The organism is Rhodococcus sp. IEGM 1318 (assembly GCF_033142465.1).
Taxonomy (GTDB): Bacteria; Actinomycetota; Actinomycetes; order Mycobacteriales; family Mycobacteriaceae; genus Rhodococcus_F; species Rhodococcus_F qingshengii_B.
In genome coordinates this window covers 133,162-155,191 of the sequence record NZ_JAWLSC010000010.1, presented here as the reverse complement: position 1 = coordinate 155,191, position 22,030 = coordinate 133,162, and the positions used below count along the sequence as shown (strand labels likewise).

13 protein-coding genes are annotated in these 22,030 nt (G+C 64.6%); 6 read left to right on the top strand and 7 right to left on the bottom strand.

The annotated features are described in order from the left end of the window. Nucleotides 1-138: 138 nt before the first annotated feature. Nucleotides 139-3,306, bottom strand: coding sequence for a (Fe-S)-binding protein (locus tag R4P65_RS22630; RefSeq protein ID WP_317828192.1), 3,168 nt, complete (start codon nucleotides 3,304-3,306; stop codon nucleotides 139-141). 359 nt (nucleotides 3,307-3,665) lie between these two features. Between R4P65_RS22630 and R4P65_RS22625 the strand changes: the two genes are divergently transcribed. Then, the gene (locus R4P65_RS22625) at nucleotides 3,666-4,316 is read left to right on the top strand and encodes an ammonium transporter (protein WP_317828191.1); all 651 of its coding nucleotides are present in this window, start codon (nucleotides 3,666-3,668) and stop codon (nucleotides 4,314-4,316) included. 111 nt (nucleotides 4,317-4,427) lie between these two features. Here the strand turns inward: R4P65_RS22625 and R4P65_RS22620 are convergent, their stop codons facing one another. The 4 genes from R4P65_RS22620 to R4P65_RS22605 all read right to left on the bottom strand — a co-directional run bounded on the left by R4P65_RS22620 (nucleotide 4,428) and on the right by R4P65_RS22605 (nucleotide 11,855). Then, nucleotides 4,428-5,738: a S1 family peptidase gene (locus R4P65_RS22620; protein WP_317828190.1), complete on the bottom strand. Its 1,311-nt coding sequence runs from the start codon at nucleotides 5,736-5,738 to the stop codon at nucleotides 4,428-4,430. Nucleotides 5,739-5,962: 224 nt separating this feature from the next. Beyond that, nucleotides 5,963-7,303 (bottom strand): S1 family peptidase, encoded by a 1,341-nt coding sequence (locus tag R4P65_RS22615; protein ID WP_317828189.1) that lies wholly within the window; start codon nucleotides 7,301-7,303, stop codon nucleotides 5,963-5,965. 380 nt (nucleotides 7,304-7,683) lie between these two features. Continuing rightward, complete coding sequence (locus R4P65_RS22610; RefSeq protein WP_317828188.1) at nucleotides 7,684-10,119, bottom strand: LuxR C-terminal-related transcriptional regulator; 2,436 nt, start codon at nucleotides 10,117-10,119, stop codon at nucleotides 7,684-7,686. A 14-nt stretch (nucleotides 10,120-10,133) separates the two neighbouring features. Beyond that, the gene (locus R4P65_RS22605) at nucleotides 10,134-11,855 is read right to left on the bottom strand and encodes an Hsp70 family protein (protein ID WP_317828187.1); all 1,722 of its coding nucleotides are present in this window, start codon (nucleotides 11,853-11,855) and stop codon (nucleotides 10,134-10,136) included. A gap of 320 nt (nucleotides 11,856-12,175) precedes the next feature. Here R4P65_RS22605 and R4P65_RS22600 point away from each other — a divergent pair, with 320 nt between their 5' ends. From R4P65_RS22600 to R4P65_RS22580, 5 genes are all read left to right on the top strand, one after another. Continuing rightward, a complete protein-coding gene (locus R4P65_RS22600) occupies nucleotides 12,176-14,494 on the top strand; it encodes an IniB N-terminal domain-containing protein (RefSeq protein ID WP_317828186.1) in 2,319 nt (772 codons plus the stop codon). A gap of 123 nt (nucleotides 14,495-14,617) precedes the next feature. Continuing rightward, nucleotides 14,618-16,480 carry a dynamin family protein gene (locus R4P65_RS22595; RefSeq protein WP_317828185.1) on the top strand — a complete coding sequence of 621 codons (1,863 nt, stop codon included), beginning with the start codon at nucleotides 14,618-14,620 and terminating at the stop codon, nucleotides 16,478-16,480. Next, nucleotides 16,477-17,961, top strand: a complete 1,485-nt coding sequence (locus R4P65_RS22590) for a dynamin family protein (protein ID WP_317828184.1) — start codon at nucleotides 16,477-16,479, stop codon at nucleotides 17,959-17,961. Before R4P65_RS22595 ends, R4P65_RS22590 begins: the two co-directional genes overlap by 4 nt. Before the next feature lie 104 nt (nucleotides 17,962-18,065). Further along, a complete protein-coding gene (locus R4P65_RS22585) occupies nucleotides 18,066-19,649 on the top strand; it encodes an MFS transporter (RefSeq protein ID WP_317828183.1) in 1,584 nt (527 codons plus the stop codon). A gap of 23 nt (nucleotides 19,650-19,672) precedes the next feature. After that, the gene (locus R4P65_RS22580) at nucleotides 19,673-20,317 is read left to right on the top strand and encodes an FMN-dependent NADH-azoreductase (protein WP_317828182.1); all 645 of its coding nucleotides are present in this window, start codon (nucleotides 19,673-19,675) and stop codon (nucleotides 20,315-20,317) included. 19 nt (nucleotides 20,318-20,336) lie between these two features. On the opposite strand, the gene R4P65_RS22575 is transcribed toward R4P65_RS22580, so the two are convergent. Both R4P65_RS22575 and R4P65_RS22570 read right to left on the bottom strand, forming a co-directional pair. After that, nucleotides 20,337-21,341, bottom strand: coding sequence for a TIGR03617 family F420-dependent LLM class oxidoreductase (locus R4P65_RS22575; RefSeq protein ID WP_317828181.1), 1,005 nt, complete (start codon nucleotides 21,339-21,341; stop codon nucleotides 20,337-20,339). After that, on the bottom strand, nucleotides 21,338-21,913 hold the full coding sequence (locus R4P65_RS22570; RefSeq protein WP_317828180.1) for a hypothetical protein: 576 nt from the start codon (nucleotides 21,911-21,913) through the stop codon (nucleotides 21,338-21,340). Before R4P65_RS22570 ends, R4P65_RS22575 begins: the two co-directional genes overlap by 4 nt. Nucleotides 21,914-22,030: the final 117 nt, after the last annotated feature.

The following is a 22,030-nucleotide window of genomic DNA, read 5'->3' as shown; positions in this document are numbered from 1 at the left end:
CTTGCATAGGGCGAGCACCGGTTTCCGCGTGCTGCACTGTGTGCTGGGTCGAGGGAAAGGGTGCTCGGTCGGCTAGGGGCTCCCATACAAACGCGAATGCCCCCACCATGACGGTGAGGGCATTCGCGTGTGGTGCGTCTACTTCTTGCGGCCGGGAGCCTTTGCGCCGGCCTTGAATCCGAGCCCGCCTGCCTTGGGAGCGGGTGGCGCGGCAGCAGGAGCCGGAGCTTCTGCGGGTGCGGACGCCTCAGGTGCTTCGGCGGGTGCTTCCGCCTTGACGGGTTCGGCCTCCGCGGCCGGTGCCGGGGCCGCAGCGGGAGCTGCCTTCCGGGCACCGGGGGCCTTTGCGCCCGACTTGAATCCGAGTCCGCCGGCCTTGGCAACCGGTGGAGCCTTCGGGGCTTCCGCCTCGGCGGCCGGAGCCTCTGCAGGTGCAGCAGGTGCAGCAGGTGCAGCAGGTGTAGCGGCGGGTGCTTCGGGTGCAGCGGCAGGTGCTTCAGAAGCAGGGGCTGTCTTCGCTCCAGGCGCCTTGGCTCCGCCCTTCATCTGCAGTCCCTTGCCGCCGGGAGCCTTGGCGCCGGAGGCCAGGCCAAGGCCCTTCGGCTTGGCGACGGGTACAGCAGCTTCGGGTGCTGCAACCTCAGCAGTGGGAGTTTCCGCTGCCGGTGTGGCCGCAGCCTTCGCTCCGGGTGCCTTGGCAGCGCCCTTCATCTGCAGTCCCTTGCCGCCGGGTGCCTTGGCTCCGCCCGCAAGACCGAGGCCCTTGGGCTTCGCCGCAGGTGCGGCGGGTGCTGTGGCTTCGGCAGCGGGAGCTGCGTCGGCTGCAGCGGGAGCAGCCTTCTTGGCGCCGGGAGCCTTTGCTCCGCCTGCCATTCCGAGTCCCTTGCCGGGTGCCTTGGCCCCGGGAGCTTTCGCGCCGGGTGCCTTGGCAAGGCCCTTCATGGCCAGGCCCTTGCCGGCGGGTGCGGCCTTGGCCTCCGGAGTCGCGGCTGCTTCCTCGACTTCGGCGACCCGATCCTGCTCGACAGTTTCGGCCTTTGCCTCAGCAGCGACCGGTGCCTTCTCCCGCGGGATCACCTTGATGTTCTCGGTGAGCTTGGTGGGTTCGAGGCGGGTGACGGAGTTGAGCATCAGCTGTGCGACGTCGACAACCTCGACGCCTTCGCCCTGGCCTTGCTCCTGACGGGCAGTGACGCCGTCGGTGAGCATGACGCGGCAGAACGGGCAACCGGTGGCGATCTTCTTGGGGTTGGTGGAGAGCGCTTCGTCGACGCGGTCGACGTTGATGCGCTTGCCGATGTTCTCTTCCATCCACATGCGGGCGCCACCGGCACCACAGCACATGGAACGTTCACCGTGACGCGGCATTTCGACGAGCTTGGCGCCGGAGGCTTCCATGAGTTCACGGGGAGCGTCGTAGACCTTGTTGTGGCGTCCGAGGAAGCACGGGTCGTGGTAGGTGACGTCTTCGCTCACGGATGCAACGGGGATCAGCTTCTTCTGGCGCACCAGACGGTTGAGCAGCTGGGTGTGGTGCACGACCTCGTAGTCGCCGCCCACCTCCGGGTACTCGTTGCCGAGCGCGTTGAAGCAGTGCGCACAGGTGACGACGATCTTGCGCTTGCGCTGCTCGATACCGTCGAAGACCGAGTTGAGCATCTCGATGTTCTGCATTGCGAGCTGCTGGAACAAGAACTCGTTGCCGGCACGACGCGCGGAGTCGCCGGTGCAGGTTTCGTCGGCGCCGAGAACCATGAACTTCACTCCCGCGGTGGCGAGGAGTTCAGCGACGGCCTTGGTGGTCTTCTTGGCACGGTCTTCGTAGGCGCCAGCGCAGCCGACCCAGAAGAGGTACTCGTAGTCCTCGAAGCTGTCGGCGTCCTTGCCGAAGACGGGGATCTCGAAGTCCATCTCGTTTATCCAGTTGAGACGGTCTTTGGAGTTCTGGCCCCAGGGGTTGCCCTTGTTCTCGAGGTTCTTGAACAGTCCGGCGAGCTCGGAGGGGAATTCCGATTCGATCAGGACCTGGTAGCGGCGCATGTCGATGATGTGGTCGACGTGTTCGATGTCGACGGGGCACTGTTCGACGCAGGCGCCGCAGTTGGTGCAGCTCCACAAGGTTTCGGCGTCGATGACCGGGGCCATCTCACCTTCGACGGTTTCACCGACGAGCTTGCGGTCGGCCTCGAGGCGTGCGGCCTCCGGGATCGCGGCGAGGGCGGCTTCCTTGACGTTGCCTTCGCTGTCGACGAGACCGATCTCGTCGCCGCCCATGTCCTTACGTCCACCAGCGAGCAGGTACGGGGCCTTGGCGTAGCCGTGATCACGGAGCGACATGATGAGCAGCTTGGGGGAGAGCGGCTTTCCGGTGTTCCACGCGGGGCACTGGGACTGGCAGCGGCCGCACTCGGTGCAGGTGGTGAAGTCGAGCCAGCCCTTCCAGGAGAAGTCTTCGATGTTTCCGGCGCCGAGGGTGTCGGTGTCGGGGTCGACGTTGTCCATGGTGAGGGCTTTGCCCTTGGACATCATGGGCTTCGCGGCGCCGAGGGCGACGGTGCCGTCGTCTTCACGCTTGAAGTAGATGTTGAAGAACGCCGAGAAGCGGTGCCACGCGACGCCCCACGTGATGTTGCGGCCCACGATCGCCAGCCAGATCATGCCGGTCATCAGTTTGACGAACGCGAACACCGAGATCATGACGGGGCTGGCGGGAAGCAGTTTCGCGACCTGCATGGTGAAGAAGTCGGTCCACGGGTTGGCGTGGCCGTAAGTCGCGATCTTGCCGGCCTTGACCATGATCATGCCCAGGCCCTCGAGCAGGACGATGCCTTCGATGACGTAGGCAGCCTTGAAGTTGGAGCCGCCGAATCGGGACAGGCGCGCCGGCAGACGCGGGTGGTTGAGCTGACGGATCACGATCAGCGTGGTGATACCGATGACGGTGCCAAGGCCGAGGATCTCGTCCCACAGGTGCCACGCCCACGTGTTACCGAAGATAGGCCAGTGGAACTCCGGGTTGAACGTCTGGCCGTAAGCCTCGAACCAGAGCAGGAATCCGCCGAGGAAGCCGACCATGACGAGCCAGTGGGCCCAGCCGACGCTGCGGAACTTGTTCATGCGCGTGTGCGCGATGAACTCGATGATCATCTGCTTGAAGCGAGGGAAGAACGGGCGCCATCGATCGGGTGCCGACTGGCCGATGCGCACGGTGTTGAACATCCTCAATGCACCTGAGAGGAAGATGTACCAACACACCAAGCTCAGCAGTGCACCAATCGTGCCCAACGTAATCGTCAGGGCATTCATGTCGCGGCCTTTCGTTTCAGGGCGACGCGTCGGCCACCTCGGGACAGCCCACTGATACTAACCTGCGTTATGTTACCCGCCAGTAACTAGCATTACCAGCCTGTAGGTACCGGCTGGTAACCGCTCGTGGCCTGGAGAGATCGATCTTCTGCGTCGGACGGGCTTGGTCAGACGCAGACATGTCTGGTCGTCACGTTAGGCGGTGCCCATCAGGTGTCCATCTGTCAGGCAGCCCTAACTCGGGTTCCGAGCAGGTGAGGACAACCGACCGACTGTTATCGTTACGCCCGTCACGCACAGGGGAAACGGGTGGCGTGAGTCATCGACTTGCGCCCGCCCGATCCCGGGGAGGATTGAAAATGTTCATTCGTAAAGCTGCGGCCGTCGCAGCGATGACCATTGCCGCTATGGGCATCGCTGCAGGTACTTCTTATGCAGCTCCGGAGACGTCACCCGACGTTTCGTACACCGCCGAGGTCGTCGACCAGGCTGTCGTCACCACCATCGACGCTGGGGCATTCCGAGTATCGGGTGACGGAACACACGTCGATCTGCAGAACAGTCAGGGCGCAACTCTCGTGAGCCTGCCGCTCGCGTTCAACCTCGGCGACGTTCAGTTCCCGTTCGACGAAACCGTCAGCGAGGACGGCAAGACCCTCACCCTCAAGCCGAACCTGGATCCGGCCAGCTCCAAGCCGAAGCCGGTCGCTGCCGAGTTCACTCCGGTGGCTTCGCCTGACGAGGATCAGAAGGCCATCGAGAAGTTCCAGTCGCAGCTCGGGCTTGCCACGCAGATCGGTAGTCTCACCGGCACGATCGTCGGTGCAGTCATCGGTTGCATCGTGGGTCTGGCCGGCCTGATCGTCGGCTGCTTGCCCGGAATAGTCACCGGCGCCGGTATCGGTGGAGTCGCCGGTACGATCCTCGCCGGCGGCGGAACCGCCATCGTCGCGGGTATGGACCTGATCAAGGTCCTGAACGCTCCCGCGGGAACGACGCTCTTCCAGTAAGCAACTCTTCCAGTAAGCAGCTGTTCCAGTAGAACGTCACAAACGCGGAAACGGGCGCCACACCTTCTGAAGGTGTGGCGCCCGTTTTGCTACCTCAGTTAAAGCATGCGATCAGTAGTCGCGAACCTTCAGGCCTGGATTGGCCGCGAGGATGTCGTTGATCGGCGTCGCGTACTGCGTCGGTGCTTCCTGTCCGAACAATGTCTCGACCTGTGCGATCTCGCACAGGGGGGAGGTGGCGACGTTGGAGGCACTCGTGATGCCCACTGCCAATGTTCCGGAGACGATGGGGCCACCGCTGTCACCCTGCAGGACGCAGATGTTGGTGGTGAAACCGTTGTCGAGCGTGTGATCCAAAACCTTGGCGACGCGGTTGACGCCGGTGACAACGCCGCAGCTGAAGCCGGTGGTCGACCCTGCCTTGCAGACCGGGGCTCCCACAACAGGATCGGCTGTACCGGTGATGTTGACCGAACGGTTGAACGGGACCCGCACGCTGTTGTTCTCGAAGCGGTACTTCGCGTTGTCGTCGATGTTGATGATCGAGTAGTCGCGCCCGTCGAAGCTGCTCTTGGCGAAGTATCCGACGCGGGGCCCGGTCTGGTTGTTCACCATAGGGAAGACCTGGCTGGAGTTCGAGGTGCCGGCAGCGGCGCGGTTGGGATCACAGTGGCCGGCGCTGATGTTGACCGTGCGTCCTGAACCGTCGGTGCCGTTGAAGCCGAACGAACAACGAAGTCCGGTGTTGCCGGAGGTTGCGCCGAAGGCGTCTCCGCCCAGTGCGGCGTCGCCGGTGGCGGATCCGGTTGCGGGGATGAGGTCCGCGACGATCGGGGGAACCAGCAGCGGAGCAGCGGTGTGTACAACTGTCCGCTTCAGGAATTCAGGCAATTCGATGCCGGCGGCAGGATCGGCTGTAAGGGCAACTCCGTTGCCGACTACATCGACGGCAATGCCACGCACGAGGTCAGCGACCTCGGCAGGCTGCGAATCGAGCCACGTGTTGAGCGCGGAGAGCTGACCCTGCAGAGCCTGCTCGCTCTGAGCGACGTCCTTGACCTCGAAGCCTGCCTTTTCGGCGGCCTCGCGGGCAGCGTCCTTGTCGCGACCATCAGCGAGAGCGACGACTCCCTTGCCGAGGTCGTCGAGCCACACGCCGGCAAAGGAGTCGGGGAACTGGACGCGCGCGATGGCGGCGAACTCCGCGAGCTTCTGCGCGAGTTCGGAACGCGAGACGAACTGGTCGGGCGTCAGTGCCAAGTCATGCTGTAGAGCTTCGGCGAGTTCGACGGGCAGATGGGCTGCCTGATCGGATACCCCGGATTCGTTCGGTTCTGCGTTCGCGACCGCGGTAATCGGTCCGAGGAGCAGCAGCGCGGCCGAACCGAACACTGCGGCACGACGTGCGATGGAGCTTCGCATGAGGGCCTTTCCACTTCGTTGACCGCGTACCACCCCCCTGGGAGCACACGGATACGGCTCACGGACTTGTGGTGAGCCGATCACAGTCGACCATGACTATATGGGTTCGAACGCACTAATCCCACCCGTTACAGGAGCACACGGCGCTGACCCCGGCCGACGACAGCACTGTGCCCGCCGATCGAGAAACGGATCGGCGGGCACAGTGAGTGGATCAGGGTTGGTCAACCCGCAGTGCGAACGCGGATTCCGGAACCGACGCCGCCACCGGATGCGCGATCTGCCGCGTCGAGAATATCTCCGACCGGAATACCGAGATTCGAGGTTCCACCCGAGGTCGCCAGTACCAGGTTCGCTTCGTTGCAACTGGGGGCGCCGCTGCTGTTCGAGCCGCTGGTGATGCCCAGCGCCAAGGTTCCGGAGACGATGGCGCCGCCGCTGTCGCCGGCGAGGGTGCACGCGGTACCGGCGAATCCGCGGACGGTTCGCGAATCACTGTCGGCCATGACTAATTGTGTTTCGACTCGATCCGCCGCCACGACGCCACAGGTGAAGGAGGACGTCTGGCCCGACTTGCAGATGGGGGCGCCGATCACGGGACGTGCTGTTCCGGTGATCGCCAGGGTGGTGCCGTTGGCGCCGCGGACGGCAGCGCGATCGAGGCCGGCGTCGATGCCCGACTGGTCGAACTTGATGACCGAGTAATCGAGATCGCCGGCGTTGTTGCCGACGGAAGACTGTGAGAAGGCGCCGATCAATTGACTGTCGTCGACGTTCGCGTGATTCGGCAGGTAGACCGGCGACTTCGAACCCTCAGCCGGATTGCAGTGTCCAGCACTGATATTGAGTGCGTTGTTCTGATTGTCGACGGCGTTGAACCCGAACGAGCAGACCGAGATGTTCTCGGTCGGCGTCTCGCGAATGGGGCCCGTCGACGTGATGTAGGTGTCGCCGCCGAGCGCTCGGGGGTCAACCGATCCGCCACCGTCCGGGCTGAGAACGATTTTGGTGTTTTCGAGCAGGGTCGGAAGATTGAGTGCCTGCCCGACGGGGCTGTTCGCGACGTCGATGACGACCTGGTTGTTCAGGACGTCGATAGTCGCCGAATTGACTGCGCGTGAGATTTCCTTGGGCAGCCCGGCAATCCATCCGTTGACGTCGGCCAGTGTCTTCTCGAGAGTATCGGCGGAGACGGGGGCGACGTGCGTGCGGTAACCGTCGTCGGCGGCGATGCGTGCAGCTTCGGTAGTGGTGACGGCTACGACGGGTTGACCGTCGAGTCCCATCCACGAGCCGGCGTAGTCGCCGGGGCGCTCGGACTTGAAATCCTGGGCGTACGCACCGAGCTCCTGAGCTTTGGCAGCGCGGTCCAGGTACTCCTGCGGGGAGATCTTCAGATCGCGTGTGATTGCCTCGACCAGCTCAGCCGGAAGCTGGTCGGCTTCGAGCTGTTCGACATGCGTGTCGGAGGCGGGCTCTGCCGATGCAATCGTGATGAATGGAGCTGCGAGCAGTAGTGCCGAGGCGCCGACCACAGCAGTACGGATCGCCAACGAGTTACGCATGAAATCCCTTCAAGTCCCCGGCACCAAGCCGGTAGGTACCGCACCCACCATAGGGGAAAAATTTTGACGAGGAATATGTGCCTTCCCTCGAACAGTTGAATCCTTCTGTTTAACTTCGCATTCCGGGTCTCGGGCCACTGGCATTGCGGGCATGTCGGGATTCGGGACCACCAGGTCGGGTACTTCCGACGGGAGCGAGGTCGCTGATTGCGAAACCGCTCCGGACGGACTCGCCGCGGTGGCGGGCGTGGTGCCGGGGGACATGGAGCTTGTGCGTCGAGAATTTTCGGGTGCCGGAACCGCTCGGCATGCGTGCTCCATTTCGTGTGAAAACTCTCCTTGAGAGGAGATGCGCAGGCCTTTGCGCAACATGCAGCTGACTATTTGTTCGTCGGTGTCATGCTTCGAAGGATGGTGAGCAATTCCGAACGAGACTGTGCCCCGACGCGTCGCTTGATGCGTGCGACATGGTGCTCGACGGTTTTGGCGGAGATGTAGAGACGTTCGCCGATTTCCCGATACGTCAGGCCGACGACGACGAGTTCGGCAACTTCTTGTTCGCGCTCGGTGAGAACCGACGGTGGTGTCGCGCTGTCGGCCGAATCGGTTGCATTCGTCTCGGCCGTCGACGTTGTGCGTAGCGAGCGCGCGACGTGGAGCAAGGCCGTCGCCGATTTGGTGTCCGGGGTGCGCAGCGCTGCTTCGCCGGCGAGGCGGGCCGCGTCCCAGGGGAGTCCGATTCGGCTGAGCGTTCGCGCAGCGGCTTCGACTTCGTCTGCGTTCACCGTGCCCTGCATGAGTAGGAGCCACTGGCGTCCGGCGGTCGCCAAACCGGATGCGTAAGTGTGGGTTTTTGCTGATTCCGCGAGTACATGCGCGTGTGGAAGAAGGTCGGCCGGCGACTGCGCGAGGATCGATGCCTGGACGCCGTACCAATGAAGCGGCGAAGACCACAGCGGCGGCTCGCCGAGGGCACGGAGGAGTGAGCGCGCGTCGTCGACAAGATGCTCGACCTGCTCGGCCTCGTCGAGTCGTACTGCAGCAAGCCACAGTTCGCCGATGGGAAGCAAATTGAAGAGATCCACGCTGCAGGACGAGAGGGCGCCTGCCGCGCCGGACCAAGCCCGACGCAATTGAGCGAGATCGCCGGAGCGCCGAGCGAGACCCACGATCAGAGCATGCAGAAACAGTGCGTCACGTTCGCGGAGGGGACCGCGGACTACCTCTTCCGGTAAGTCTTCGACAGCAGTGTCGTTCCCACGGATCATCGCGATCCAGGCACCGAGAATGTGAAGTCGTGCCCACGTGTGACTGCTTGCGTCGTCGGCGGTGATCGCGGCGGTGACAACAGCGGCGGCGCGTTCGTGGGCACCGTTGTGCAGGAGCGCCAGCGCGACGAGTGCCGGGGCGGAATCAGGCTGGAATTGCGAGGTGTCGGCGCCGCCGGGGAGGGAGAGCGCGCGTGACATTGTGTTGAGCGCACCCGGTGCACTCACCGTTACCGATTGCATCAATCCGTTGGCCAGAGTGGCAGCGCCGACCGTGGTGCTCGACGGTGATCCGGTGTGCCCGGTGAGCGCCGCGTTCGCGTCGTCGACCTTGCCGATGCCTAGGAAGGTGATTGCGGCGAAGGGGGATTCGCTTCTGGTGCGCTCTGGCCCGAGCCAGGCGTAGAGATCTGCAGCAGCGCCGAGTTGACCACAGCTAGCGGATGAAGCTGCGCGGATCCGCACTGCCGTCGCCAGTTTCGCGGTGTCGAGATCGGGTTCGGCGATGACGGAATCTGCCAGGCGGCACGCAGTGTCGAGGTCACCACTCCGAGCCGAGACCTGGGCGTACAGCAGCGTGTCGGCCAGGTCGAGAGGCTCGATCGAATGCACACGACGAAAGAGATCTGCCGCGACCGCCGGCATGCTGGCGTCGATTGCGTCTCGTAGTACGGCCGTGAGATCACGGTGGCGGATGCCGGAGTCGAAAAGTCTTCGTGCTGTGTCGATGTCGAGAGTTCGCGCGTGCGCGCGTGATTCGACGATTCTGATCAGCTCGCTGCGGATACGCCCTGTGCTGGTCGACTCCGCCAAAACGCTCGCGACGAGAGGAGATCGCGACCCGAACAGTCCGGTCGCCAGTGCACGGTCGAATGCGGCTGTGAGGCTGAACTTCTCCTGTCCCAGATCGAGTTCGAAAGAGTCGATGTCCGGGACGGCGAGTGAAACCTCCAGGATCTCCCGCTCGATCGGATGCAGAGCGGTGACCTGATGGAGAAAATGTGTGCGTATGGCCGGCGCCATTTCCGGGCGGCCCGCCGAGGCGGCGGCGAAGTACGCTTCGACGGCCCCGAGGGAGCCCCCGGCAAGGTGCTCGAGCGTCAGCACGGCACGGTCGTCGAGTGGGACCCTTCGCTCTGCGGCGATCTTCCGAATATCGGATCGGTTCAACGGGTTCAGGTGAAGGACGGTACCGAAACTCGAGATGTTCGCGTAGATCGGTGCAAGTGGAGGATCGATCCGATCGGAGGCGATGACAACTCCGAGGTCGTCGCGTTGAACAAGCTCGTTCAGGGCTCGGATTTCATCGGAGGTCAGAGCCTGCGCGTCCGCGATCACCACAATCGCATCGGCCGGGGCATCATGTGCGAGCGTGGTGACCACGGGCTTGTCACCCGATTCGATTCTTTTCCGCACTGCCCTCGACACTTGGGGCCGAGCGCTGGCGTCGGTCCCGGTGAGGAACAGGCGCAGTGGCGATGCAGTCAGATCAATGCCGCGCAAAAGTCCTGCGATGTAAGACGATTCGGTGCCGCTGTCACGGTTCATCGAAAGCCTGCCGGTCAGCGGATCGGCGCGGTGACGCCGCCGACGACACCACCGACCACGTTTCCGACACCACCGACGACGTTTCCGAGACCTCCGACCACGCCGCCCACGCCGTTCCCGACGCCGTCGACCAAACCGCCGACTCCGTTGCCGATGCCGGTCGCAGCATCACCGATGCCGGTTCCGACGCCAGCTCCAGGTGCGGGCGCGGGCGCTGGTGCCGGGGCGGGAACCGGTGCGGGCGCCGGGGCGCCGGGTGCGGCAGGTGCAGGCGCCGACTGGGCGGTCTCGCCCGGTGCGGGCGCAGATCCAGCTGGTGCGCCGGCAACCGGAACTGCCCCTGGTGCCGTCGTGGAGCCGCCTGCGGCGGCAGGAGAACCCGGCTGATTGTTCTGACTTCCGTTGTTCGCAGTCGTGGATCCGGTGCCTGCCGCTTCGGCTGCCGTGGTGCTGCCGGGAGTAGAGCCTGGGGTGGTCGAAGCAGTCGAGGAGGTGGACTCGTTGGTGGTGTTCGCCGAACTGGACGGGACGTTGATCTTGTCCATGGCTGTTCCGATTCCGAGCCCGCCTGCGGCGAGCACGATGAATGCACCAACCACCGCAGCAACGACGCCCACCCTCGACGAGCGTCGAGTCGCCGTGTTCTCTTCCTCGGTCGGCTCGGCAAGGAGCGGAGTGGAGAAGGCCGGAACCGGCGCGGGCTTGCGGGTGGGCTCGGCGGGGACAACAGGGACAGCGAGTGCCGTGGTGGCTGTCAATTCCGCAGCCAGCGTCGCTGCGCCGGACGCCGCGCACGACGCCGGATCGGCGTCGGCGATCACCGGAACACGAAGCTCCGCAGACAGTAGTTCGGCGACAAGGGGAATGGACGAGCTTCCGCCCGCCAGAACAACCTGATTGACATCGCTGGACTCGACGCCTGCAGATCGCAGGCTTTCGCGAACCAAGGCCACCGATTCGGTGAGGGCGGGGCGAATCAGATCCTCGAGCTCGGAACGAACGAGACGAACGTCGCTGACGGCGCCGGGAAGTGCCACGGGGGCAACGGTTTCCGTCTCGGTGGAAAGTTCCTCCTTGGCTGCGCGAGCATGCTCGCGCAGAGTTTCCAGCGCTTCAATCGTCTGAGGAGCAAAGGGATCAAGGGCTGCGAAGTGATCCGACACCGCATCGAGCAGGTGCACGGTGACGAGATGATCGAATTCGTCGCCGCCGATGTCCTCGCTGCGCAGAGGCTTTCCGAAGATCTCGCTTCGTCCGCCGGTGGTGGACATCATCGTGACGTCGAGCGAACGGGCGCCGAGGTCGTAGACGACGGTCAGACCGTCGTTGACAACAGTTCCGGAAGCGGCGAGCCACGCCATGACGGCCGCGGGTTCGGTGACGAGAGTCGCCCCGTGAACCCCGGCGTCATCCAGCGCGGACTCCATGGTGCGTGCTGTGTGGCGGTTCCACCCCACAGGGTGAGCCAGGACGACCGTTGGCCCTTCGTCGCCGCCCGCCTGGCCGACGAGCGCGCCTACCGCTGTTGCCGCGAGATCCTCGCCGCGGTACTCGGTGCCGTCGGCGGCAAGTATCGGAATCGGGTCTCCGACGCGCTCGACAAATCCGGTGATGACGGATCCGTCGTCCAATTGCAGTGCACTGGGTAAGCGGACCTGTTGCGCTTCACCGGTCGAGCCGTCGCTGACAGCTACGAGAGTGGCCGAACCGATGCTGATGCCGAGCCCTGCCGCCATGAACGAACTCCCCTGGTCGTGGGCGACAGAAGGACTGTCGCGGTTGTCTGCGATGTCGGTTTCAGGACCAAGATCGTTACCGGATTGGAGGCGCCCCGACGAAGTAGGGGGCCGATCCCCTAATCGGGGCAAATCCCCTAACCAGGCCAGTCGTGGCCCGTAGGGGACTTCCCCCTCCGCCCCCGTAGAAGAGGGGGATGCTCCCCGTTGGCCCCGGTCACAAAAGTTCTTAGCGTTGATTCCACTCGCTACCTCTGGCAGCGCACCAGTTTCCGGAGCACCGGCAACATCACGGTCAACGAACTTCAGGAGAACCCGCCATGGCAACGAACGCCGTACTCGAATTCATCCTCGGGCTACTTCGCGACGACGAGGCAGCTGCCAACTACTGCGCCAACCCGACCGAGGCTCTCAACGCTGCAGGTTTGTGCGACGTCAGCCCCGCCGACATCGTCGCTGTTGCTCCGCTGGTCGCCGAGTCCGGACTCTTTGCCGGTGGCGGCGCCGACCTGTCCGCGATCGTCAACGCCGGCGCGTCCGCTGCCGGTGCGATCGGCGGCGGACTCGGAATCGGTGGTGGACTCACCGGTGGTCTCGGTGGCGGTCTGGGGGGCAGCCTGGGTCTCGGCGCCGGCGCGGGCCTCGGAGTCGGCGGCGCCCTCGGCGGCCAGTTCGATCTGGTCGGCGACTTCGCGGCAGCCCTCAGTGCTGCGCTTGCCCTCGGCGGCGAGATCAGTGCCGACCTCGGTGCAGCCTTCGGCGCCGTGATCGAAGCCGGCCTCGGTCTCGGTGGCGCACTCGATCTCGGCGGCGCACTCGACCTCGGTGCACAGCTCAGCGCGGCTCTGGGCGGCGCGCTCGGAGTGACCGGCGACCTGACCGCGGAACTGGGAGCAGCGCTCGACGCAGCAATCGGCGCAGTCGGCGGACTCGACCTGACGGCAGGGCTCAGCGGAGCCCTCGCACCCGTCTTCGCCGTCGGTGGCGACCTCGGAGCCGACCTCGGACTGGCTCTCGGTGGACTCCTCGGCGGCGCAGCGGACCTCAGTGGTCTTCTCGACATCGGCGGCGAATTGGGTGCAAGCCTGACCGGCGCACTGGAATCCGCCCTTGCCCTCGGCGGCGGCCTGGACCTGGCCGGCGCTCTGACGGCTGACCTCAGCACGGCATTGTCCGGCGCGCTCTCCGGTGTCCTGGGAGCAGGCGGCACGATCGGCGCCGATCTGGGTGCATCGCTCGGCGGCGTTCTCGGCGCGATCACCGACGTCAGTGTCCTCACAGATATCGCGGGCGGGCTCGATCTCGGTGCTGCACTCAGCGGCGCCCTCGGCGGAGCACTCGGCGTCGGTGGAGACTTGGAAACTGCACTCGGCGGAGCACTCGACGCAGCAATGGGCCTCGGCGGCGGACTTGACCTCGACGCAGTGCTCGGCGGCGGCGCAGACCTCGGCGCGCAACTCAGCGCGGCACTCTCCGGCGCTCTCGGTGCCGGCGGAACGGTCGGAGCCGACCTGGGCGGCGCACTCGGCGGACTGCTCGGGGGAGCACTCGACACCGAAGGTGGACTCGGCGCCGACCTCGCGGCGGCTCTGGGCGGCGGCGCGAATCTGTCGACGGCCCTCGAAGGCGTCCTCGGTTCGGCACTCGGCGTTGATGCCGGGCTCGCGGGCGGCCTCGGCGGCGCACTCGACGCAGCACTGGGCGCAGGCGGACTTACCGGAATCGACCTCGGTGGTGCACTCGGCCTGGGCGGCGAAGCAGGCTTGGCTGCCGGTGTGGCGGCGGCTCTCGACACCGCTCTCGCAGGTGCAGGCGGCCTGGGTGCTGTCGGTTCGGTGGGTACAGACCTCACCAGCGCGCTCGACGGTGCACTGGGCGCAGGCCTCGGGGCCGGATTGGGCGGCTCTCTCGACAGCATTGTCGGTGCCGAAGGGGCCCTCGGTGGAGCGCTGGACACGGCACTGAACATCGGCGGAATCGGTACCGGTGCGATCGGCGCCGATATGCCTTCCGTCGACCTCGGCGCAGTGAACCTCGGCCCGATCTCCGCTGAACTGCCTTCAGTCGACCTCGGAAGCATCGCGGCGGACGGCCTGAACCTCGGCGCTGTGACCGGCGATCTCGGAGCAACTGTGGGCGGCGCTCTGGACGCAACAGCAGGTCTGGACGCAACCGCAGGTCTCGATGCAGCCACGAACGCGGCGGCCGGCTTGGGTGGGTCGCTCGGCGGTGCACTGAACGGTGTCGCTGACCTCGGTGGATCCCTCGGCGGAGCCGTCGGAGCCGTCGGAGCCGGCGGAGCCGTCGGGGCAGTCACCGACGTGACCGGTTCGATCGGAGCAGACGCAACCGCCGCTGCCGGTGGCACCGTCGACGGTGGCGGTACCGTTGGCGGCGGTGGAGTCGCTGACCTGGGTGGATCTCTCGGTGGAGCGGTCAGCGGAGTGTCCGACCTGACGAGCTCGTTGACCGGTGCGTTGAACCCGTGGTCGTCGATCGATGCGACCGACGCTTTCGGTTCGGGTTCCGCTTCGGGCCTGAGCGCCGATACCGAACACTCGCTCTTCGCCGAGGATTCGGTTGCAGCACCGGTCGATCACATCGACCCGGTTGCGGTTGTCGATCACCTGCATCCCTGATCTGCTGACGCAGGAACTGAAGTCGGTCAAAATGACCTGATGTAACAAATCCGGCCCTGCGTGCGCTATGCGTTCGCAGGGCCGGATATTCGAGTCGGGAAGAATTGCGGGTCAACGTAGCTCATGAGTGATTCAGCGAGTCAGGTAAGCCACCGGAAGGCGCGCGTCGCGTCGTCGACGGCGTCGTTGCTCGAACGAACAGCTGTAGTGGCGAAGGATTTCGGGCGCACGGATCTGGTGCGGCGACTCGAGAACGCCCAGGTCAGAGTCAACGACCCGCGTATTCGTATCGTGGTGGTCGGCCCCCTCAAACAGGGCAAGAGCCAGTTCGTCAATTCGCTGCTCGGCATCGACGTCTGCTCGGTCGGTGACGACGAGACCACTGCCGTGGCGACGGTCGTGCAGTACGCGGAGACCGCGGTTGCCGAACTGATTCTCGCCGATCCGGGCGCGGCGCCCATCCGGGTACCACTCCCGCTCGAAGAACTCATGGGGATCACCCCGGCCACACCTCGCGCCGAAGGGCGTGAGGTCTTGCGCGTCGAGGTCGGTGTTCCCAGTCCGCTGTTGGCCGACGGTTTGGTGCTGATCGACACCCCCGGCGTGGGTGGTCATGGAAATCCGCATGCTGCAGGAACATTGGGGTTGATCACCGCGGCCGATGCCGTGTTGATTTTGTCGGACTCCAGCCAGGAGTTCACCGAACCCGAGCTTGGATTCATCCGCCAGGTCGTCAATCTGTGTCCTGCGGTGGCCGGGCTGATCAGCAAGACCGATCTGTACCCGCACTGGCGGCAGATCCTCGACGCCGACCGCGGACACCTCCAGCGCGCCGGGTTGGACCTGCCACTCATTCCGATCTCTTCGGTACTGCGCTCGCACGCGCTGAGGCTGGGGGACAAAGAACTCGAAGCGGAATCAGGCTTCCTGGACCTCTATCAGTTCCTGCGGGACAACGTCGTTGCGCGTGCCGAATCGAACACTCGACGCGCGGTAGCGATGGACGTGCGTTCTGCGGCAGCGCATCTGACGTTGGAGATGGGCAGTGAGCTTGCGGCGCTGAAGGATCCGTCGACGGCACAGGCGGCGGTCGCGGGTCTGCAGCGCGCCCGGGCAGCGGCCGAGGAACTGCACAAGAAGACCTCACTCTGGCAACAGAGCCTCGGCGACGGCATTGCAGACCTCGCCGCCGACATCGATCACGACCTCCGGGACCGGTTGCGCCGGGTCACCCGCCAGGCCGAGGAGACTGTCGACGAAGGCGATCCCGGTAAGGACTGGGACGTAGTAGGGGAGTGGCTCGAACAGGAGATTGCCACCGCTATCGGAGACAACTTCGTGTGGGCTCACGATCGAGCTCAATGGTTGGCAGAGGTTGTGGCGCAGCACTTTGCGGAGACCGGCGACGTCGCGCTCCCGCATCTCGACGTTGCCGACACCGACGGTTTCCTGGAACCGGTTGGCGCGTTGGCGGACCTCGAATCCGGACGAATCGGCATCACTCAAAAGGTCCTGGTCGGTATGCGCGGCTCGTACGGAGGCGTTCTGATGTTCGGCTTGATCACCACGATGATGGGCATGGCTCTGGTCAACCCGATCTCCATCGGCGCCGGGGTCCTGCTGGGTACCAAGGCTTATCGTGAAGACAAGCAGGCCCAGGTGCTCAAGCGTCGGGCTGAGGCGAAAGCGGCTATCCGACGGTTCGCCGACGACGTCAGTTTCCAGGTGGGCAAGGAGTCGAAGGATCGCCTCCGCCTGGTGCAGCGGCTGTTGCGTGATCACTTCACCGACATCGCCGAGCAGGCGCTGCGCTCGATCAACGAATCCCTTCGCGCCACGCAGGAAGCCGCGCAGTTGGAGTCGAGCGAACATGCCGCTCGTATCAAGCGTCTGGAGACCGATATGCGCGTCGTCGCGGAACTCGACGCCGTTGCCGGAACGCTGATCGGCGAAACTCCCGCTTCGGCAAAGGTGACCAACGCATGAATGCCGTGACCGCCGTGACCGCTGTGGAGTCGGCACACGCACTGATCGATCACGCCAGACGGGTCTACGCCGATCAACCACAGACGCGCGCCCAGTTGGAAGAATGTGCGGCCAGGCTCGACGAGCCACTCCGGGTGGCGCTCGCCGGTTCCCTCAAGGCGGGTAAGTCGACGCTGCTCAATTCGCTCGTCGGACAGGATATAGCGCCAACCGACGCGACCGAGTGCACGCGCGTCGTCACCTGGTATCGGAACGGGACAACGCCGCAGGTGACCGCGACGGCCGAGAACGGCGCCGAGTTCAACGTGCCGGTGACGCGCCGCGACGGCAGGCTCACCTTCGATCTGGGCGAGTACACCGCAGGCTCGGTGGACCGCATCGACGTCGACTGGCCGTCTTCGGCTTTGGCTCGTACGACGATCATCGACACACCGGGTACCTCTTCGCTCTCGACCGAGGTTTCGGCCCGCACCTGGGACATGCTTGTTCCTGACGGCGGGGCACCGGGCGCGGATGCAGTGGTCTATCTTCTTCGGGCCCTGAACGCCAGTGACATGCAGTTTCTCGGGAAGATCGCGGATCACGTGGGCGGAGAATCCGGGCCGCTCGGAGTGATCGGTGTTCTCTCGCGTGCCGACGAGGTCGGCGCAGGCAGGCTCGACGCGTTGTCTTCGGCGAAGGACGTCGCGGCACGATTCGCCGAGGAGTTGGAGCGAACGGGCCTGTGCCAGTCGGTGGTTCCGGTGGCAGGTCTGCTCGCGCTCGCTGCTCGGACGATGAGGCAGAGCGAGTTCGCGGCCTTCTCGGCGCTCGCGCAGGTTCCATCCGAGGATCTGAGCCTGGCACTGCTCTCCGCGGATCGTTTTGCCAGGCAGGACAGTCCACTCCCGGTCGATGCGGCGATGCGGGCGCAGTTGGCCGATCGGTTCGGGCTCTTCGGAATTCGCCTCGCCGTGACATCGATCAAGCTGGGGGCCACTGATTCACCGTCTCTGGCCGCCGAATTGCTGGAGCGAAGCGGCCTCGATGAACTGCGTCAGGTGATCGACGTTCAATTCGGGCAGCGGGCAGATCAACTGAAATCGCACACTGCGCTGGTGACGCTGGGCAGGATACTCGAGGCCGATCCGAGTGAGGAAGGCGATCAGATCGCGGCGGAGGCGCAACGGTTGCTTGCCGATGTTCACGGCTTCCACGAACTTCGCCTGCTCGGGCGACTTCGTTCGGTACACACAGATCTGCCACCCGACGACCTGGCACAACTGCAAAGGCTGATCGGTGGCTACGGAATCCGGGCCAGCGACCGACTGGGCTGCGAACCGGAAGAATCGCCGGAGGTGCAGCGTGCGCGGGCTACCGCGGCCGTCCGGCGATGGCGCGAGTTGTCCAGACATCCGCTATTCGACAGATTCACCTCGCGCGCCTGCCTGGTTGCTGCCCGCAGCGCCGAGGGCGCCTTGGCTGAAATTGTGCCCGAATAGGGACCCGTTCACTATGCGAGCGCCGGACGAGGGTTCTATCTTGAGTTCGGGATGATCCGGACATAACTCCCAGGTTCGGGTCCCACCTCGATGGGAGCACGCGCATGGCGAGTGACATCAAGTCCGCATCACCGGATCGAGCCACCTTCGTCCTGGGGACGCTCATCCTGGTGGCTGCGGTCGCGAACCTCAATCTCTCGGTCGCGAACGTCGCGCTACCCGACATCGGGCGGGCTTTCGACGCCAGTCAGACGCAACTGAATCTGATCGCGGTCGGCTACTCGCTGGGCCTGGCCGGAACGGTGCTCTACCTGGGGGCCTTGGGAGACCGATACGGTCGCAAGATGCTGCTGGTCACCGGCATGGCGCTGTCCATTCCGGCGTCGATCGTGGCTGGATTCGCCGGGAACTTCGAAGTGCTGTTCCTCGCTCGGATAGTCGGAGGCGTCTCGGCAGGTCTTGCATTCCCGACCACGCTGGCGATCATCACGGCGCTGTGGGCCGGACCGGCACGGACCAAGGCGATTGCCATGTGGTCGGCAATCGGTGGCGCGATTTCAGCACTCGGTCCGATCGTCTCGGGCGCGTTGCTCGAGCAGTTTCACTGGGGATCGGTCTTCTTCGTCACCCTTCCGTTGGCTCTTGTGGCACTGATCTGCTCACTGATGTTGGTGCCTGCTCACGTCAACGAGACGACCGAGCGAGTCGATCATCTCGGCGGCATAGTTTCGATCGTCTTCATCGGGGCGCTGGTGCTGTCCATCAACTTCGCGCCGGTCAAGGGTTCGGGCACGATGGCACTGGTGCTCGGGGCGATAGCGGTCGTCGCGGGTATCGGGTTCTTCCTGCAACAGCGACGCGCGGTCAATCCACTGTTCGACCTTCACGTAGCTGCGCGCCCAACTTTCTGGGTCGCAGCCGTGGGTGGGTTGGTGGTGTTCGGTTCGCTCATGGGCGCGATGTTCATCGGCCAGCAGTTCCTGCAGAACGTACTGAGTTACTCGACGCTGGCAGCCGGTGCGGCCATCATTCCGGCGGCCTTGGCGATGGTGATCGTTGCGCCGCGTTCGGCGACCATGATCGAAAGGTACGGCGCCCGCGTCACGCTGCTCTCCGGCTACCTGTTCGTGGTTCTCGGGTTGTTTGTCGCGCTTTTCCTGTGGAACGAAAGCACACAGTATTGGCAGGTCGCGCTGGCCTATGCGCTTGTCGGGATCGGCGTCGGCCTGGCTGGCACACCGGCATCGCGTTCGCTGACCGGATCCGTTCCCGTGCACCGCGCGGGTATGGCGTCGGGAACCTCGGACCTGCAACGAGACCTGGGCGGCGCCATCATGCAGTCGATTCTCGGCGGGATACTCACGGCCGGGTACGCAAAATCGTTGGGGAATGCGATCTCGTCCTCGCCGAACGCATCCGAGGTGACTCCCGAAACTCAAGCCGCGCTCACCAAATCTTTCTCCAGCGCTGAAGTTCTCGCGGAACGCTACCCGCAATACGCAGACCAAATCATGACCGCCGCCAAAAATGCCTTCCTGGACGGGGATACACATGCCTACGTCGCGGCAATCATCATCGTGTGCGCCGGTGCCGCAGTGGTGACCTTCTTCTATCCGCATCGCGAGCGTGAGCGTGTCCTGCTGGCGCAGTACGCGGCCGAATCCGATCTCGCCGCGGAGAAGAGTTGAGCACGCTCTGGTACTGATGAGGGATGCCACGACTACTTCACATCGATTCGTCTGCCGAACTCCGCAACTCGACCTCGCGTGACCTGACCGCACTGTTCGCTGCGCAGTGGTCGGAGATCAGCCCGAATCACACGACGGTTACGTTGGACCTGCACCGAGATCCCTTGCCGCACCTCGCGGACGCGGCCCTGCACTACGCACCACGCTTGCGCGTCGACGGAGAGAGGCCGGACGCCGACGCAGAAGCACTGCAGGCTCGGGTCATCGAGCAACTCGCCGCGGCGGACGTAGTCGTGATCGGTGCACCGATGTACAACTGGTCGATCCCGTCCACGTTGAAAGCGTGGATCGATTACGTACACGTCCTGGGTACAACGGTGCCTTTCGACACTCGCACTCAGCCCATGGCAGGCAAGCCAGTGGTGATCGTGTCCAGCCGCGGAAACACCTATGCGCCGGGTTCGGGGAACGAGGCAAACGATCACACCGTCCCGCCGCTCGTTCAGGTACTGGGGGTGTCGATGGGAATGGATGTCTCCGTCATCAATGCGGAACTGACTTTGGCGCAGCGTATTCCGGCGATGGCACCGCTGATCGAGCAGGGTGAGGCGAGCCTGCGCGCTGCCCGGGAATCGCTCGTCGAGTTGGCCCGTACCTTAGGGGTTTGATCAGGGCGCCTGACCAGGTTCAGGCGAGAGTCGAGATCATCGACGCCACGTCTTCCGGCTCTGCGTCGTAACCGGGGAAGTAGCAACACACTTCGTCGGCATGCTCGCCGAACCGCCGCCGAATCTCGGTCGCACATTCTTCCGGGGTGCCGACGACTGCGAGTGTGGTCAGCATCGGATCGGTGATCAACGAGGCCATGTCGGCATAGCCGCCTCGCTTCGACAGGGCGTTGAGTTCCGGCTGGACCTCGCCCCACCCTTCGACGTCGAGCACCGGACGGTATGCGGGCGTCGATCCGTAGAACGAGAGCAGTGCCCGGACGCCTCGGGCGGCCGCGGCGAGTTGATCGTCGCTGCGGCCGACGCCGACGATGACCTGCGGGATGACCGTGAATTGGTCTCGGGTGCGCCCGGATTCGCGAAGGCCTGTATCGACGGCAGGAAGTGTGCGCTCGAGGAAATGTCGCTCCGAGTGGAACGGCATGACCAGTAGTCCGTCGGCAACCTCCGCGGCGGTACGGGTCATCACCGGCCCGAGTGCCCCCATCAGGATGGGCGGCGGCCCATAGGGATTGGGTCCGGGGTCGAATGTCGGCGGCATCAGAGTGTGGGTGAAGAACTCGCCGCGGAAGTTCAGCGTCGAGGCGTTCTCCCACGCCGTGAAGATCGCTTTGACCGCGGCGACCGTCTCCTTCATGCGGGCCGCTGGACGCGACCACGTTGCGCTGTAGCGTTTTTCGATGTGCGGTTTGATCTGCGATCCGAGTCCCAGCCTAAAGTGGCCGCGACTGAGCAACTGCAGGTCGTTGGCCGAATGAGCCAGATGCATGGGACTGCGGGGGAACGCGATGGCGACGTTGGTCATCAGGTCGAGGTCGACGGCCGAAGCGGCTTCGACGAGTGGGAAGAACACGTCGTGTGGCCCCTCGAACGTGAACAGGCCGCCGGCGCCGGTCTCCGCGAGTTCACGGCTGCGAGCAGCGCCTGCTCCCGGCGCCGAGTCGAGTTGTACGTGAATCTTCATCTGCGTGTTCGCAGCCAATCGCTGACCCCGGGAGCAAATGGCGCGATCGCCGCCACCGCGACAAGGACGCAGTAGAGAATCGGACCCCACGTCAGGACTCCAGCGCCGATATCCGCTGCGCCGTCGACCAGGGACATGAAGCCGAGCCCGGCCGCGACGCTCAGGGCTCCGACGATCGCCGTCATCACCCGCCCGGCGTTATTGCGTGCGCGGAGGAGTTGAAGGCTCAAAAGTGCGAGCAGGACCAAAACGAGAGCGCCGCCGCCGCTGCCTGCCAGCACGACGGTCACGGCGTCGGAGATGTCGGTGGACGAGTATCCGGGGTTGTCGCGCGCAGTCGATTCTTCGAGAGCGGATCGGACGTCGTCGAGGCTGGTGACTACCACTGCGGCGATTCCGGCCAGGACGACGAACGAGCCGATCCAGGCAGAGGTGGACAAGGTCACGGCCTTGGGTATCTCGTCGTTCGCTGCAGGTCGGAGCGGCCGAACCGAGACGTCGGGTCGCTCGGGTGCCGGGCGCGCCGGCGCCGGTCGAGCAGGTCGAACGGGAGAATTGTCGGGATCGGTCACCGGCCGATCGTAGCCATTCGGAGAGATTCGGAAGTGATGTGGCGCACTTTTTCGGCTTTTCGGGGAAGGCGGGAACAAATCTACGTGGGCTGTAGTTGACTATTTCGACAAGCTTGA